Source organism: Candidatus Methylacidiphilales bacterium (assembly GCA_028713655.1).
GTDB lineage: Bacteria > Verrucomicrobiota > Verrucomicrobiia > Methylacidiphilales > JAAUTS01 > JAQTNW01.
Map to the genome: position 1 here is coordinate 23053 of JAQTNW010000031.1, position 17253 is coordinate 40305.

Annotated in this window: 8 protein-coding genes; all 8 read right to left on the bottom strand. The window is 57.9% G+C overall.

Features of this window, described 5'->3' with window-relative positions; all coding sequences use genetic code 11:
* Positions 1–2 precede the first annotated feature (2 nt).
* Entirely contained in the window at positions 3–3551 is a 3549-nt protein-coding gene (locus tag PHD76_10675; GenBank protein ID MDD5262297.1) for a hypothetical protein, read from the bottom strand.
* Positions 3552–3573: 22 nt separating this feature from the next.
* Positions 3574–5610 carry a VWA domain-containing protein gene (locus PHD76_10680; protein ID MDD5262298.1) on the bottom strand — a complete coding sequence of 679 codons (2037 nt, stop codon included), beginning with the start codon at positions 5608–5610 and terminating at the stop codon, positions 3574–3576.
* A complete protein-coding gene (locus tag PHD76_10685) occupies positions 5610–6506 on the bottom strand; it encodes a DUF58 domain-containing protein (protein MDD5262299.1) in 897 nt (298 codons plus the stop codon). The genes PHD76_10680 and PHD76_10685 overlap by 1 nt, the downstream gene beginning before the upstream one ends.
* Positions 6507–6509: 3 nt before the next feature.
* Entirely contained in the window at positions 6510–7541 is a 1032-nt protein-coding gene (locus PHD76_10690) for an AAA family ATPase (GenBank protein MDD5262300.1), read from the bottom strand.
* Positions 7542–7543: 2 nt separating this feature from the next.
* The gene (locus PHD76_10695; GenBank protein ID MDD5262301.1) at positions 7544–8584 is read right to left on the bottom strand and encodes an AAA family ATPase; all 1041 of its coding nucleotides are present in this window, start codon (positions 8582–8584) and stop codon (positions 7544–7546) included.
* Between the two features lie 166 nt (positions 8585–8750).
* Positions 8751–10769, bottom strand: coding sequence for a hypothetical protein (locus PHD76_10700; protein ID MDD5262302.1), 2019 nt, complete (start codon positions 10767–10769; stop codon positions 8751–8753).
* A gap of 247 nt (positions 10770–11016) precedes the next feature.
* Positions 11017–14232, bottom strand: coding sequence for a family 16 glycosylhydrolase (locus PHD76_10705; GenBank protein MDD5262303.1), 3216 nt, complete (start codon positions 14230–14232; stop codon positions 11017–11019).
* 151 nt (positions 14233–14383) lie between these two features.
* A complete protein-coding gene (locus PHD76_10710) occupies positions 14384–16897 on the bottom strand; it encodes a family 16 glycosylhydrolase (GenBank protein ID MDD5262304.1) in 2514 nt (837 codons plus the stop codon).
* Between the last annotated feature and the right edge of the window lie 356 nt (positions 16898–17253).

A 17253-nucleotide genomic window follows, 5' to 3' on the forward strand; every position in this document is an offset into this window, starting at 1 on the left:
GTTTAGTGCTTGCCTCCCGGCTCAGGCGGACGCCCAACCTGGGACAACGCTTCAAAATATTTGTTCACGAATTGGCGGTAGCTCGGCGGACATTCCTCGCGCTGGGAGGAGAACAGTTTCCTGGCCTCCGTTTTCGCTTCCATCTCGGCTTCAAGCTTGTCGCTGATGCGTTCAACAACCCCTGACACATTCTGGAGAAGCTTCGGATCCACAAGCAGCCGTTTCCCGAGATCTCCCTTGTCAAGGGCCATCTCCGCCTTCAATTTGTCGATGTCGGCCTGGGATACGATTTCGCGCTGGTCAAGGCCCGTTGCAAGACGACCGACTTGATAGGCAAGTTTTTGCGCCGCGGCCTTGCGGTCCTCTTCGCTGAGCCTGCCCCCGCCCTGGCTGGCTGGTTGATCCCCTTTTGCTGCAGCCGCTTGGGTTCCTTTCTCAGCAGCAGGCTGATCCCCCTTCGCCGGGGCAGGTTGATCTCCTTTGGCTTTTCCTTCAAGACTGGCGGCGGCGGCCTTGGCTTCAGCAGCCGCACGGGCTGCGCTGCGGACTTTCTCGTCACGGCTGGCAGCCAGAGAGTCGGAACCGGCACGAAGACTATCGATGATCTTTTGCAGTGAGCCTTCGGCATTCTTCTGTTCGTCACCGGCCAAACTTGGACTCGCGTTGTTGAGATCGATCACGGCGTTGGCCATCTTGGCTTGAGGCGCGCCGCGTTTGATGACTTTTTGCGCCTCGGTCAGCGCACGAATGGCCCCGGGCTGGCCCAACTGTTCGGCCCTCTGGCTCAAATCATTGATCGTCTTGTTGAGTGTTTCGGCATTGGCGCCCAGCACCGTTTGTTGATAGGCCTGCTTTTGCAAGTCCCGTCCCTGGCGTTGGTCAGGAGTTTTATTGCCGAGTTCCTTGGCAAGCGTGTCTGTATCGGCGCCGAGATCCTTTTGCTTGTCGAGCAACAGGGAGGCCTGTCTCTCCGCGTCGCTGATGGCGGCTTCCAGTTTGTCGCGATCCGTACTCTGCAAAGTGTTGCTAACCTCTTTCAAGGCCGTCTGGGCTTCAGTGGCCTTGGCCTGGCCCTCGCTGTTTTTACCCGCTGCAAAAGCCCGCGAGGCCTCTTCCATTGTCTTCGCGGCGGCGACTGTTTTTTCTGCGGCCTGCCGGCCCTTCTCGCTATTTGCGGCGGCGGCATGCTCCTGAGCTTTGGCGGCAGCAGCGCGGGTTTTTTCGGCAACAGCATGCTGCTGGGTGGCAAGATCGGCGGCGCCTGGCTGCGGCTTTTGCTGTTCACTCCCGGCTCCAGTCGCGGTTTGAGGGGCGCCGAGCATCTTGGTCTTGTTCCCTTGGTCGGAGGGGGTGTTCCCCTGTTTCTGAGCGCCAGGGTTCTGTGCACTAACCAGGGCCGCGGCATGGGCGATGAGGGCGTCCTGCTGCTTGAGCAGATCGGCCACCTCCTGGGCGGTGTCGGCGTCCATCGGCTGGTCCTCTTCGCCGTGCGACTTATCCTTGGACGCATTGATGAGGGCGGTGAGGCGCGCCTGCTCGAGCATGGTCATGCCCGGCGTGTTGAAGTGGCTGCCGAGCACAATTTCCTGCTCCTCGTTGCTGTGCACACGCATGTCGAGATTGATGCTGTTGCCGGCAAGGATGGCGGCGGCAAGGCTCAGGTGGGTCAATGCGGTACCCGTATTCGTGGCCATCAATACGTCATGGCCCTTTTTGATATGCATATTGATCATGGGAGCGACCTTGGACAGTTGAGGATGCTTTGCCATGTTCTCGGGGTCGTTGAAGCTGCTTTGGTAGTCATTAACCTTGGCAGCGATTTCCTCGCTTCGCTTTTTCAATTCTTCAGGCTTGATTTGCGTTTTCTGGTTGTTGAGTTCCCAGACGAGTGCGACGAGTTCCATCAGATCAGGACCAAGCTCGTTGTGAATGCTGCCGCTCCCCGTTTCAGGGGGCATCCATGTCGCCCAATGCTCAAAATAACCAACGATGATCAGGCCGATCGGAGAGGAGGCGACCTGGCCCTTGGCGTCGCGCGCTTCGACATGGTAGGGAATGGCGTCGTTGTACTGGAATGGCGGATCCGCGTCCTCAAGCGCCAGCCGGTAGGAAACGGCAGTGACATGCGTCGTGTCCTTCTCGTCAGCGGCATGGTAGTTCAGAGGCACGCGAATGTCCTTCTCGTTGCCTTTGTCATCAATGCGCGTATAGACCAGGTCGAGGCTTTCCACGCCAAAATCGTCGCCGGCCTCGACGTCAAAATTAACTTCTCCGAGCGGGTGGGTGAGCACCGGCGACTGGGGCGACTTGAGCGTAACCGTTGGCGGCGTATCGGGTATGGCATGGACTGAAAGCGGCGCAGAGCTGGCGGCCTGCTGGCCATTTACGTCTGTGAGAGTGTAATCGTATGTGTCATCCTGCTTGACCTCAAACGAGACGGTTGCCGTGGCGGCGGCCTGGGCGTCAACGGTCACGTTCTGCGTCTGGCCGTTGCTCCATTTGATCAGGCCCTGCTTGAGCGGCGTGCTGGTGAGAATACGCAACGTGGCCGTGGAACCAACCAAAGCGGTAACATCGCCGGTGGACGGTTTCTCGACGCGATCCGGCTGTTTGACATAAGGCGGATAATGCGTGGTCATTTCAAAAGACTGCACAATGAGCGGATCATAGACGGTGATGCGATAGGTATCGCTCTTCGCCTTGCCACAGGCGACGTAGAACTCCAGGTCTTCGCTGACGTCGGCGAGTGTGCCCTTGAAACCGTTGAGCTTCTCGATCTCGGACATCGGCAATTGCTGCCATGGGGTTTTCGCGCCCTGGGCGCGCGGGCGGAAATACAACAGGACCGTCTGGTCCGCCGGTTTGGATTTCGACAACGTCACCTCAAAGTCGAACGATGTGCCGCGCTGAATGCTGGTATTTTTTTTCGAAAGCGTGAACCGGATTGGCTCCAGCATCAGTTCCGCCGAGGAACGCTTCGCCCTGTCTTCCGCCGTCGCCTGCCACGGTTGCAGGACGCGCATAAAATGATGGCCGATGGCATTTGGAAACAAGAAGCTTGCCAGCACATACAGGCCGACCCCGGCAATTGAGGCAATCCCGTATTTTTTCAGCCGCGAGATATCCACCACATGGCTTACCGCGGTCCGCGCGCTGCGCAGCGATGCTTCCCTCATGACGGCGTCGATCAAAGCCGCCTGGCCGGGCTGGCGTTCGCCTTTTCCGGCATATTCCGCCGCGGTGATCAGTACGCCATCGAGTTCGGAGCGGTGTTCCTCAATATAGAGCGCAATTTGTTCGTCGGGGATTTTCCGCATCAACGGCGCGAGAACATGCCGGACAAGAAACCACACAATGCCCGCCAACGCAATCGCCCACAGCGCGACGCGCACAAGCGGCAGCGGCTTGAAGAGCCAGTCCAAAAGTAGCAGCACCGTCAGGATGCCGATGCCTTCGCCGATCACTATGGCCATGCCGGACAATGCCGTCGTCCGCTTCCAGGAGTTGCGGACAACCCCGAATTGCGCGGCAAGTTGTTTGTAATCGCTCATTGCGTATGTTTCATTTTCATCTTCAATGGCGCAACGTCTTGTTCCCCACCACCAGTTCCGCCAGGGTTAAAACCACAAGCCCGCATAATAGATACCACCACAGCCTGTCGTCCTTCTTCCTCTCCCCGGAGGCAGGCGCCGAATCCAGGTCAAACGAACCGGTGATTTCACCCGGCGCGCGTTCAATGGCGGCTGAGATTTCATCGGCCGCGACCGCCGCCGGATCGGTTTCCGCAAAATTACCGTTGACCGCATAAACAAGGTCCTGCTTCCCCTCCTTATTCAACAGGGAATAAAATCCGGGGTCCGTTGCCGTGGTTTCATTGGCTGCAAGCGTACGGCCCTGGGGATTTTTCAGCGTGCTTCCCGCGGGGACCGGCAACAGCTCGCCGCTGGCATAACCTGTCCGCTGCTCCGTGCGCACCGCGAGATAACGCACCGTCTGGTGCAGATAGGGCAAAAATACGGATTGATAGGCAAAATCGTTCCATTCGGGATCCACCGCGCTGGCCAAAACCATCGACACACCCTTGCCAATCTCACGCTCCACGATTGCGGGGCGCCCGTCGCCGAACCGGGCCAGCACCCGCGCAACCTGCGTGTCGGTGGTTTCCCAGTACCGGGCAAACTTCGGCAGCGTAAGGTCCCCATGATGCGGACGCGCAAAGGTCTCAAAAACCGGATGCTCAAAATCAATACGCGTCAGCGACTCGGCAGTCTCGCCATTTGCGGGTTTGGCCAGGAGTATCTGGCGCAGTTTGCATGGCGCCACCCGGCTGAACTGGGCGTTGAAGGCATCCGGTTTCACCTGGTCTCCCGGCAGAAAAAATACACCGCCGCCCCGTGATAACAGGGCCGACAGGGCATCGGTCGCCGGGGCAGGCAGGCTGCCGACGTTCGCGAGAATCACCACGAGCGAACCGGCCACGTCCTGCGGCGTCACCTTGTCGGCTGTGAGGATCTTGACGTCGAACGGGGTTTCCGCGCCGGGTGTGAGCGCCATGTTAAGGAAAAAAGCCGCATCCACCAGCGGCTTCGACGAAGGTCGGCCGTTCACCAACAGTACCGGAATCCGCGGAATGGTGCGGGCGTTGAAATAAAAAATGTTGCCGCCGGGCACGGACGGATCTCCCGCGAGGGTCACCGATCCCGGATTGTCTCCGGGCGTGTCGAACACATGGCGGAAGCGCACCGCAACCTTGCCTCGCGCGGGAATGTTGATCTTCTGGCTCTCAGCCTTCGCGCCGTTGATCCCGAGCGTCACATCCAGATTCTCGCAGGCTTGGTCGGAAAAATTCATCACACGCACCGCAATCGAACTCGGTTGCTTGTCCAGAACGAGACTGTGCGGCACATTCGCCTCGACGATCGCCAGTTTGCCGCCGGCATCGGACGGTTTGACGCCCTTGACGGTCAGTTTTACATCGCCGGCCAGCTTCCAGTCTCCCTTGAAATAACGCCAGCCCTCGCGTTGGAGATCGGAAATAAGCACGATCTCCTTTTGTTTGGCCTTCACGCCGCGCAACAAATCATTCGCCTTCCTCAAGGCTTCCCCGATGTTCGTGCCGCCGTAACCCGGAGCCAGCGCCGCGGCGGCGGTCCTGGCCTCTGAAATTTTGTTTCCAAACGGCTGTTCCACGCTCGGCGCGTCCGCGAATGAAACCAGCGCGGCCGTATCCGTTCCCTCGTTTAACGAATCGATCGCGTCAAGCGCCTCCTTTTTCAACGCCTCCGGCAAACCCGCGCGGCGCATGGAAGCCGAGACATCCGCAACCACGACACAAGCGGCGCCGAACGACTGGCGGTTATCGACCACCTTGGGCTTGAAAAACGGGCGTGCGAAAATAAGCGCCAGCAACGCAGCGATGATGATTCGCATCAGGAGCAGGATCATCTCCTGGAATTTCTTGCGCTGAACGACGAGCTTTGCCCCTTTTACAAAAAAACGCATCGTCGAAAACGTGACGTGCTGGACGCGGTCGCGGGTCAGGAGATGAACCAAAACCGGCAACGCCGCGCCGGCAAGCGCGAACAGGAAATAAGGATTGAGGAACGACATCAGCCCATCCTGCTCCTGCGGTGAAGATACTCGCTCAACGCAAGAGCGAGCGGCGTGGCGGTATCGAATAATTTGTAGTCGGCATGGATTCCCGCGCAGCCTTTTTCATAGGAAACGAGGAACTGACGCAATTCCTCCAGGTAAATCGGCCTCATGCCCTCGGGAGAAACCATTGTCTTTTGTCCCGTCTCAAGATCGGTGAACTCGGTCATGGTCGTGAACGGAAACTTGAGTTCCCCGTCGTCCATCACTTGGAAAACAATCACCTCATGGCCTTGAAAGCGGAAATGCTGGAGCGCGGAAATCACGTTCTCGGGATCATCAAGCAGGTCTGAAATGAGAATGATCAGTCCCTTGCGCTTCAAGCCTTCGGCAAGTTCATGCAACGGGCCGGAAATGTTGGTTTCACCTCCCGGTTTGGTTGTTTCGAGCGCGGCGAGGATATGCTTGAGATGCGTCTGGCGCAGCCGCGGCGGCAGGGCCGTGCGGATTTTTGTGTCGAAAATCATCAGACCGGCCGCATCGCGCTGGCGCATCATGAAATAGGAAAGGCAGGCCGCCATCTGCGATGCGTACTCAAGTTTCGTGGGGCCTTCGGCCGCGGACCGGTAGCCCATCGACGCGCTGGCATCGACGATCAGATAACAGGTGAGATTGGTTTCTTCCTCGAATTGCTTGATATAATAGCGGTCCGTCTTGCCATAGACCTTCCAGTCCACATGCTTGACCTCGTCGCCCGGCGAGTACTGCCGGTATTCGGCAAACTCAACCGAAAACCCGCGGTACGGGCTGCGGTGGAGGCCGAGAACAAACCCCTCAACCACGACCTTGGCGAGCAACTGCATCGAGTCGATGCGCGCCAGGACGTTGAAATCAAGAACGCCGGATGTGGACATGGTTTACAGCCCGGACTTCGGAGTCGAAACAGTTTCCAACAAACGCCGCACAATTTCCTCGGAGTTGATCCCCTCGGATTCGGCGCGGAAATTTGTCACGATGCGATGCCGCAACACGGCCGCAGCGACCGACTGCACATCCTTCACCGAGACATAGGGTCGGCCATTGAGCACAGCCCTTGCTTTTGCGCCAAGAATCAAATAGTGCGAGCCCCGGATGGAAGCGCCCCATGAAACGTAGTCCTTGATAAACTGCGGCGCGCCCGGTTCGCCGGGACGGCTGCGCGCGGCCAGTTCGACCGCGTAGCGAATAATTGGCTCCGCCACAGGGGTTTGGCGGACAATCTGCTGGTAATAAATCAAAGCGGCGCCATCAAGACACTTCTGCACGTCCTGTACGCTGACGCTGGTGGTGGAGTTGACGACTTCGAGTTCCTCGTTTTTCGGCAGGTAATCGATGATGAGGCTGAACATGAAGCGGTCCTGCTGGATTTCAGGCAGCGGATAGGTGCCTTCCTGCTCAATGGGATTTTGCGTCGCCAGTACGAAAAAGGGTTCTTCCAATGTATAGCTGTTACCACTGACGGTCACTTGATGCTCCTGCATGGCCTCCAGCAGCGCCGCCTGCGTCTTGGGCGGAGTGCGGTTGATTTCATCGGCAAGCAGGATATTGGTGAAAACCGGACCGGCGCGGAATTTCATGTTGCGCGAACCTGTCGTGCGGTCTTCTTCAAGCACTTCGGTGCCCGTGATGTCGGCCGGCATCAGGTCCGGAGTGAACTGGACACGGCGGAATTTTAGGTCCAACGCCTTGCCAAGACTGGAAATCAGCAGCGTTTTCGCCAGACCCGGCACGCCGGTGATCAGGCAATGGCCGCCCGCGAAAAACGACGTGACCACGTCCTCGACGACCTGGGTCTGCCCGACGATGACCTTGCGCACCTCGTGCATGATTCTTTGCTTGCCCTCGCCGATCGCGGCGATGGCCTCAACCGCGCCCGCTTCCACGGGTTCTGTGATTTGCTCTGTGTCCATGATTAAATTTCCTTCGGTTCCGGCACCGTTTCCACGACTCTCCGGATCAAGTCCTCAATTGTCACGCGGTCCACTTCCGCCCGAAACGAAAGGCCTATGCGATGCCGCATCACGGGCACGATGACCTTGCGGATATCCGCGATGGTGACCGTATTGCGCCCATCCAATGCGGCCGCCGATTTGGCCGCCAGCGCAATGTTCTGGCTCGCGCGCAAGCCCGCGCCCCATGAAACGTATTCCTTCACGAAATCGGGACAGCCTGCGACGGTCGGGCGCGTTGCCCCCGTAAGGTTCACAATGAACTCACCCAAATGCGGCGGAAGCGCCACGCTGCGCACGGCCGCGACAAATTCCTGCAACTCAGCCCCGTCGATGACTTTTTCCAAAACCACCTTGCGTGAACTGGTGGATTCGCGGACGACTTCCGCTTCCTGATCGTCAGGCAGATAATTCATCATGACCGACAGCATAAAGCGGTCTTGTTGGGCTTCGGGCAGCGGATAGGTGCCTTCCTGCTCCATCGAAATCTGCGTGGCCATGACGTAGAACGGCCTCGGCAGCGGATGTGTTGTGCCGCCGATCGTGACCTGTTTTTCCTGCATGACTTCCAGTAGCGCGGCTTGGGTTTTCGGCGGGGTGCGGTTGATTTCGTCCGCCATCACCAGGTTGCAAAAAACCGGGCCTTTCACAAATTTCGTGACGCGATGGCCGGTCGTCTGGTCAGCTTCCAGAATTTCCGTGCCTGAAATATCCGAGGGCATCAGGTCGGGGGTAAATTGAATGCGCTTGAAGTCGAGGTTCATCACCTTGGCAATCGAAACAATCACGAGCGTCTTCGCCGTGCCGGGCGGGCCCTGGATCATCAAATGGCCGCCCGCAAACATGCCGATAAGCACTTCGTCGATCGGCGCCTCCTGGCCGATGACCAGCTTTCGCAATTCGCTCAGAATGGCCAGCCTCGCCTCTTTAATCCTGGCAAATAAGGATGTTTGGGGTTCCTGCGCCGCGGTACCGGCCGTAAGGGAGTCAGATGTTGTCGGCATGTATAGATGGGTGTTTTGTAATGACAATATCAGCACCCCAGCTTGCCCGACAACTTAAGCATCGAAGCGAGTGAGAAGCTTCTATCTATAAATAAAAGTAATAGGTTACAATTAACAGCGCTCAGGCGTAAATCAATTTAAAACAGAAAATATTGCAAATATCACCTCAGACAAAACGCAGTCCGGTGGCGAAGGCCAACTGGTACGCCCACTTGGCCACTTCCTGCGGATTGATGGCCCGATGAAAACCCAGCGCCCACGCCTGGGGATAGGCCTCGGCGGCCTGCTGGGACCTTCCGAAATGCGGCGAAGCCGGGCCATCAATGCCATCCGGCGCCATAAAGGGCGACCACCATTCGCCAGGAAAATGGCGGTGGTGATTCGCGCGCGAGCAACGGTGATGCAACGCCATGGCTTCGTCCGCCAAACCGGCATCATCAAGCGCCATAGCCATCCACTGTCCGACAATCCACCAGATGCCGCCGTTCTCCCCGGCGCCCGGCGGATAGAAACAGTGGGTGCGGCCCGGAAAGTCATCGTAGTCAAGCGGGCGGTCAATGATCGCCGGGCCAATGGGAGTATCGCAACGCCGAAGGACAGTGAGCAACATCTCCTGCCGCCGCGCCGGATCTCCCATGCGCGCCAGCGCCATCCAAGGCTGGCCGTCCAAATATATCCGGCCATCAGCTTCATCCCCGACCAACGTGCCGTCATCCGCAATCGCACGCGGCCACCAGGGGCCGCCGCCAAACGACGCGCACGCCTTGCGCAACGCCTGCGCGCGTTGCCGCAGGCCCCCCACCCTTGCATCGCCACCGGCGCGCTCCAGCGCTGCCGCCAGACGTTCCTGAGCCACCACTGCCAGGGCGGCGTTCATAAACGACTCGCCACGGCCTTGCGAACCGACATTGCCCAGCCAGTCATTCCAGTCCCCGGACAGCATGCGCGGGATGCCGTGACTGCCCATGCCCACCTTTTCCAGCGCAAAAGCCAGCAGGCGATCCAGATGGCCTGACAACGGAGCGCGATGGCCGTCCGAGGCAACAACTTCCACATTCAGAAAGGACCGTCCTTCGATATCGAGAACTTCGGCCAACAGGAACACCCACCACCAGACCTGCTCGCTGGCAATGCCCAGGTCATCGGACTCATGTTCTCCGCTGGGTGCTCTCCATAAGAAGTCGCGGCCGGGAACCGCGTTGGCCATCTGGGGAATACCGCGGCGCGGGCAACTGGCGGCCGCGGAACGCAGCACCTGGTCACGGGCCAACTCAGGGATGATCCTGGCCAAAGACCAAGCCATCTGATTTCCGTCCCTGAAACTGGCCGACCCACCGGGTTGATAGAGTGAACTCGAACGATGGTCGAAAAGATAAAGATGCCCGTTGCCGCAGCAGTCAAACCCCCGTGTTCCATCATGAAATGCGCTGCCCACCAGCAATTGGGCCGACCAACGAATCTCGACCGGATCACAGCCCGGACGAACATGGATATTCCCTAACAATTTACGCCAACACTGGCGGTTGGCCGCGCGCGCGGCGGCAAGCTGCCCGGCATTCGGCGGCTCGGGATCGGCGCCTGCGGGATTATATCCGACCCGGACCAGCAAGGGCTCCGTCAGTTCCGCGCGCCAGGCATCCTCACGAACGTCCAGATTGGCTCCACTCGCCGCCCAGCCCACCCGTCCGTAATCCGGCAGATCGGCGCCCAGACAATTTTTCCGGCGCGCCGCACCGTCAAGATTTATGGGCAACAGGAGTTTCGGAGCCGGCACACCAGAGGCGCCGCCGTGCCAACTCCAACTCAGCAATAAATCGCGCGCATCGAGACCGCCTATCACAACCTCGAAGTGCAGAAAGCCGCCGTTCAAGGGCGCCGTGGCCTGGGCCGATCCCGGTCCAAGCACCCAGCGGACCCCGGGCAGGCGTTGCAAATCCAATTCCGTTACGGCATCGCCAACAATGAGGCTAGCCCGCCGGTGGCCGGAATGAAACGGCGCCGGTGCAAAATAACGGCTTCCGAATTCGGCCGACATGGGCCGCGCGCTGCCGTCGAGATAGACCTCGGCTTTCATGCGCCAGCCGGCCAGAGGATGATGCGCGTAGGGATCTCCGCTGCCGGTCTCGACCCAGGCTGCAGGCAGGCCATCGGACTCAGCCCAAGTACTGTGGAAGGGTTTGCTCATAAAAATGATTTTCCGCTTTTTTGCTTGACCAGGCGCTGCGTTTGGATTGAGGGCGCAGCTTGGAGGGAAAGTAAGCCTGTTGCTCGAAAATCACCAGCCGATTTTCAGTTTTCAGCCACGCTTTTGGCACATGGTGAAGCTTCCCAACCTTACAGATGGAGCCCCTTCCCATTCTTCAGTGCGAAGTTCCGCCGAAACGTACCGCCGCCGGGTTGCTCCCATGCAAGAGAGCAACCCGTGGCCATATTTACTGCACGTTCAAATTATCCAACTTGCTGGTGGCCGTTTTGCTGTTGTCGTGCGAGCAGCTCACCATCCCGGTCAGATAGTTGCCGCTGGTAAACGACACCGTCTGCGCCGCTCCGATCTGAGTCCAGTTCACTCCATCAGTGCCATAATAGGCCGTGAAACTGTTGTTGCTCTTGACCAGCTTCACCCAGACCGGGAAACTCGCCGACACATTCGACCCATTCTGAGATGCTCCGCCGCCCGTGCTGCTGCGGTAAAGGAACTGCAAGCCTATGCCGTTGGTGTAAACCAGATACGCATCTTCCGAACCTGCCCCGGTCGTATCCCGGAACATGATACCCGCCTTGCCGTACCCAGGTTGAGTTCCACCTGATGTCCCCGGCTGAGTCACTCTCGCGCTAATCGTATGGGTGGTGCCGCTCACGGTCTGGCTCACATACTGGAACCCGTCGGCTGAACCCCAGATGTCCGCTCCAGAGCCGTTGACCGTAAACACGCCGCCCGAATAGCTCGAACTTCCAGTCACTCCCACCGATCCAATGTCCTGGTTGATCCACGGTGAGGGCAGGCCGCCGCTGGAAGTGTTGACGATCTGGATGCCGTTAAGGCCGCCGTTGCCAGGCGCCCCCCAAGCCATTGTGAAGCTGCCCGCCGTCAGGCCCGTGTAGTTGACGTAGTTGGCGCTTGGCAGCGTCGGCGGGGTGCCCGTCCCATTCCAAGTGCTGGTGGCTACAGTCCAGGCGGAACCGCCACCCTGCGTCAAGAAGCTGAAATACTGCGCCGAGCCGCCCGATGGCGTCAGTGAAACGGTTTCATTTCGGCCCGTGGCGTCAATGCCCGCATACACGTAAATGTCATACTTGGCATAGGGTATTCCGGAAACTGTCAAGGTCGGAGCACCGGGCCAGCCATTAAAAAGCTCACCCGAGGCCAGCTTTGCGTTGCCCGCAGGCGACGCGGAAGATCCTCCGCCACGATAAGTCCCGTTGGCAGTGCCGGTCAGCTTCGTGCTGGTGGCCGATCCGGAGTTGTCCGTCAATGCCACGTTGCTAAACGAGGCGCCTGCCAGTGCATTCCAATGGGTCTGGGCCACGGTTGACAGCCCTGCCGAGTCCGTTGCATTCAAGGCGGTTTGGCCGCCCACAAACTGGATCCCAATTGAGGCCCCTCCGCCTCCGCCGCCGGAAGGATTCACCGTCAGAACGAGTGTGGCCGTGCCAGTGCCGTTTGCATTGGTGGCGCTGATCGTCACATTGCTCGTGCCTGCCACGCTCGGCGTGCCGGAGATCAGCCCGCTAGACGTGTTCACGCTCAACCCTCCGGGCAATCCCGTCGCATTGTAGCTCGTCGGACTGTTGCTGGCTGTGATTTGATAGCTAAACGCAGTGCCCACCGTTCCACTGGTTGTCAGAGCGCTGGTGATGGATGGCGCAGACCCGCCACCACTGGTGGGACCCGCTGCATAATTGGCCGCAATCTGGCTCGCAGTCAAAGCCCCGTTATAAATCCGGAACTCATCAATCGAACCCGCGAAGTCCTGATCTCCGCCAAAGGGCGATCTTCCCAGCCAGAACTCCACAAAGTTGATGTTGGACACGTTCTTGCCCCCCAGCGATGTCGTAACCGGTGAGCCGAGCGAACCGCCTGCAGGTGCAATATACAGGGACTGGATATTCCCCACCCCATCATACACGCAGGCAAAATAATACTTCGTGCCGGTGGAAACCAGCGGCCCGGCAACGGCCTGCTGCGAGCTTCCGGTGGCAAGGAAATCCACGCGGCTGTGGCCGTCCGTGCCCTGGGAAGATGTCAGTCCAAGGAAGGAACTCGTGTCCGTGTTCCCCGGGAAAAACACCTTCTCCCAGTTCGCAACTGCGCTTTCCGTAAACCAGCCTTCGAAGCTGGCACTGGTCAATCCGCTCATGACCGAAGTCGGCAACGAACCATACGCAGTCCCATTGCTACCGCCCGACAACTGCAACGCGCCACCGCTGATGCTGGCGCTTCCGTTCAACGTGCCGTTGGCCGTCCCGACGCTGTCATTGAAGTTACCCGCGTTGAATGTGTATTGGTGGGTCAGCGTCGCCCCACCTCCGGAAGGATTCACTGTCAAGATCGCATTATTGGAGGTCACGCTGCCGGCACTGTTGGTCACCACGCAGCGGAAGGTTGAGCCGTTATCGCCAATGACCGTTGCCGGTGTGGTGTAGCTTGTGCTTGTCGCGCCCGCGATATTTACGCTGTTCTTCTGCCATTGAAAGGCCGGCACAGGGTTTCCTGTCGCCACCACGCTGAAGGTGGCCGTCTGGCCGACTGTCACCGTTTTGTTGGCTGGCTGAGTGGTGATGGTTGGCGCTGACGTTCCTGCTGTTCCTTGCCAGACACGGATGTAGTCAACCTGCATCGTGCTCGGAAACACGGTCGGGAGCGGCGTGTCAGTCCTGTTACCTATGTCATAGACGAGGATTACGGCATCCGGTACGCCTGACACTTCCTTCGTGATCGTCCCCTTCTTCACCCCATCGTAATAAAAATCAAGTTGCGTTGGCGTCCAAAGGACGGAATAGGTGTGCCAACTGTTGGACCACACACCGGGCACGTCAAAATTTTTGAGGGGATCCATCCAGTCGTCCGGCCTGCCCGCGGAATGGAGATGCGACCCAGGGATGGAGTGAAATTCTGCAACGTCGATTTCATTGGTCGGCCATGGGTAATCATCTGTGTTCATCCAAAATGCCGGCCAGCCAGCAACACGACTGTCGGTTGCCGAGACCGCAGGCAGATAAATGCGTGCCTCAAAAACGCCATAGGATTGCTTGAACTGGGCGGGTGTGGGTTGACCAGGGATCCCCCAACTATGCAGCATCGCTGTCGTGTAGGGGAAGAACCGTCCGGAACTGGTCACGGACTCGGCCCGGGCGGTCAATTTTAACGTGCCGCCTGAGACTGTCGCATTTGATGAACGAATGAGACCAATTTGCTGGTCGTTCGTTGGCCACCCGTCGCCGGTGGCTGTCGCATTGTGCCAACCAGCCGCGCACCACTTTGTCATATCGACCGTGGCACCGTCAAACTCATCGTGGAAGGTCATGGTCCAGGCACCGGGAATGCCCACAGGCACCGGGTCACTGGCCAATAGAGGAGTTGCAAGATAGAAAACTGCTAAACTTATGGGGGCAAGTAAACGAAGGATATGGGTCTTGATGGTTTTCATGATTTTTATAGTTTTTATTCCATTTTGTTGCTTATCGTTGGTTTCTAATTTCGCCTTTCACAAAAAAAAGCGGGTGAACTGTTACCTTCACCCGTTTTTTCCCACTGATATGTTTTTAAGGCTTGCTTTACATTGAAGTTGTCAGGCTGTCCTACGGCGTAACCGTCACATTGTCGAAGGTGGCAGTGCTCAACGTGGCAGTATTATGGCTGCATACCGGCAGTCCAATATAGACATTGGTCCCCATCGTAATGGTTTGCGGTGTTCCCACCTGGGTCCAGGTTGTTCCATCGCTGGATTTGTATCCCGTAAACACGTTGCCCACACGCGTCACCCGCAGCCAATACGGCACCGTCCCGGTGCTCGTGGCTGCCTGAGCCGATGCGCCCGCCGTCAACCGGTACAGGAACTGGACGTTGATAGGCTGGATCGTCATCATCGCGTGCGCCGAACCCGCCGTCAGATCCGAGCGGATCATCACGCATGCTTTCGCATTGTTGCTGGTGTTGGTCTGGCTCGCCACCCGCGCGGTGATGCTGCAATCGCCGCTGGCCGCCTGATACGCATACTGGAAGGAGTCGGCTGTTCCCCAAATATCCGACCCGGCACCCTTGATCGTGAACACCCCGCCCGAGTAGCTCGAACTGCCCGCAACTCCCACCGAGCCGATGTCGGTATTCACCCAGGGCGAAGGCAGGCCGCTGCCGCCGGTCGGACCTGCGGCAAAATTCGCCGAAATCTGGCTCGAAGACAAAGCTCCGTTGTAGATCCGAATCTCATCCAGCGATCCCGCAAAGTCCTTGTCGCCACTGAAAGGTGAACGTCCGATGTAGAACTCGTTGAAGACGATGTTGGACACATTCTTGCCGCCCATCGAGGCGGTGAGCGGAGCGCCGATTGATCCGCCCACTGGTGCGACATACAGGGATTGGGTATTTGCCGCACCGTCATACACGCAGGCAAAATAATATTTCGTGCCCGGCGTGATCGCCACGCCTCCGGTGGCATACTGGGTCCCGCCTGCGCCCAGGAAATCACTGCGGCCCATGCCGTTGGTTCCCTGGGAAGTTGTCATGCCCAGAAAGGAGGTCGTGTTCGTGTTGCCCGGGAAAAAGACCTTCTCCCAGGTCGCAATCGCGCTCTCGGTGAACCAACCTTCGAAGCTGGCGCTGGTCAGGCCGCTCATGATTGAGGTAGGCAACGAACCATAGGCGGTCCCATTGTTGCCTCCCGGCAACTGCAACGCGTTGCCGCTGATGGCGGCACTTCCGTTCAACGTTCCGTTGGCCGTCCCGACGCTGTCATTGAAGTTGCCGTTGAACGTGTATTGGTGCGTCAACGTCGCGGGGCCTGAAGTAGGCAACGAATAAACCCGGACCCAATCCACCAGGAAAGTGGAGTTGTTGACCATTCCGTACAATGGCCAACCTCCCCCAAGAGCATAATCGATCATGATATAAAAGGGCGCCGACATATGACTCGTCGGGGTCGCGCACTGGTTGGTCTGTACCCCATCAATGTACATCGTGATGTTCGTGGGTGTCACCAGAACGCCGTAAATGTGATACCCCTGCCACGGATAACTTCCATCCGGCATCGGAGTTTGCGCCGCACTGATGTGGGGAAGTGTGTTATCCGTGGGATTCCAGTTGTGCGTATTCTGTGCAACAAAATTCTGAAGATTACCGGGCGTGTTGCAGACACCGTACCATTCAAACATATCGATTTCTTCGGTGGGCAACCCATCACTGACCGCCGGTATGCCGTTCCGGCTGTTCATCCAAAAGGCAGGCCAGGCACCCGAGCCGGAATTCGGCATCTGGCAGCGGATTTCAAAGTAACCGTAGAGTTGGGCAAAACCGGCCCCGCTTGGATCCATAGAAGACAGATTGCCCGAATGCCACTTGCCCAGCGTCACGCTGCTTACAAGCGGCGTACTGCCGGACTTTAAATTCACAGGACCAAAGGTGTTCCAGTCCAGGTTATGAAAGCTGGTGTCATAATACGCCGCATTCGGATTCTTGATGGCGCTCGTGGTGGTGATTTGTGGATAGCCGCAGTCATAGTTCTGGTCACCGCCATTGGTCTCCTGGCTCATCAGGTAATAACTGTGATTGGCCGACAAGGTTACGGCGGTTGTCAGATTCGCATAGACAAAGCCAACAGGTTGGCCCGAAGTGTTGACAGTCGCGGAACCATTCGGCACATCCACTCCATTGGACGCATCCACCAGTTTAACCACATGGCTCTGGGAGTTGCCTGAGATGACCCAACGTCCCACACTATTGATGACCACGGCGTTCGCGCCGGTCGTGAATTTAAATCCCACCCAGCCCGACCAGTTGTTTCTTGTCCCCACATCACTCGTGTTAATCCAGGCCTTGTCAGTGAGAATGCCGCCTGCGGCGCTGAAGGCGGCCGCATCCCACTTCGAGTCGGAATAGGCGCCCGATGCGCCATAGGGTGGCACGTAATACCAGGTGGAAGCTCCTTTTGGATTGCTTGTGGTGACGCTGACACTGTTGAACTCATCAGCAAAAGTCAGCGTGTAGCCGCTCAGGTTGATGTCCGACTGTGCCTGGACCGGAGTGAAGGCCATGCAAACAGCCAGCAAAGCCATGAGGGCAAGAATGCTGGTTTTAATCCGTGCTATTTTTGTTTTCATAATAGTGCTCTTGTTCCTTATGTTAGTATCGCTTTACTGGCTACATTTTTGTGCAAAAATAAAGGGGCTCGGCACATTGTGGGATCAGGATTGTTGCCCATGTCGGAACTATTTACTTCACTCGCTTCAATGTCCAGTACGAGATTACCTGACATCAGGTAAAACTGCCCAACCTTACGAATGGGGTCTCTTCAGATGCTTTATGTTAAAGCAGGGGCGAACAAGAGCTATCGCTGCTTATTTTCCCTTCGGAATCAGCAGGGTCCATCCGGGCTGCCAGGAGCCGCGGACGAGCATATTCAAACCGATCTTAGGCACACCGAAGCGATGGTTCTGCACAAGGGAAATCACCCACT

Bases quoted from the DNA above. Each gene is read 5' to 3' on its own strand.
- PHD76_10705 (MDD5262303.1), bottom strand. From the start codon at position 14,232: ATGAAAACCATCAAGACCCATATCCTTCGTTTACTTGCCCCCATAAGT.
- PHD76_10675 (MDD5262297.1), bottom strand. From the start codon at position 3,551: ATGAGCGATTACAAACAACTTGCCGCGCAATTCGGGGTTGTCCGCAAC.
- PHD76_10685 (MDD5262299.1), bottom strand. From the start codon at position 6,506: ATGTCCACATCCGGCGTTCTTGATTTCAACGTCCTGGCGCGCATCGAC.
- PHD76_10700 (MDD5262302.1), bottom strand. From the start codon at position 10,769: ATGAGCAAACCCTTCCACAGTACTTGGGCTGAGTCCGATGGCCTGCCT.
- PHD76_10690 (MDD5262300.1), bottom strand. From the start codon at position 7,541: ATGGACACAGAGCAAATCACAGAACCCGTGGAAGCGGGCGCGGTTGAG.
- PHD76_10680 (MDD5262298.1), bottom strand. From the start codon at position 5,610: ATGTCGTTCCTCAATCCTTATTTCCTGTTCGCGCTTGCCGGCGCGGCG.
- PHD76_10695 (MDD5262301.1), bottom strand. From the start codon at position 8,584: ATGCCGACAACATCTGACTCCCTTACGGCCGGTACCGCGGCGCAGGAA.
- PHD76_10710 (MDD5262304.1), bottom strand. From the start codon at position 16,897: ATGAAAACAAAAATAGCACGGATTAAAACCAGCATTCTTGCCCTCATG.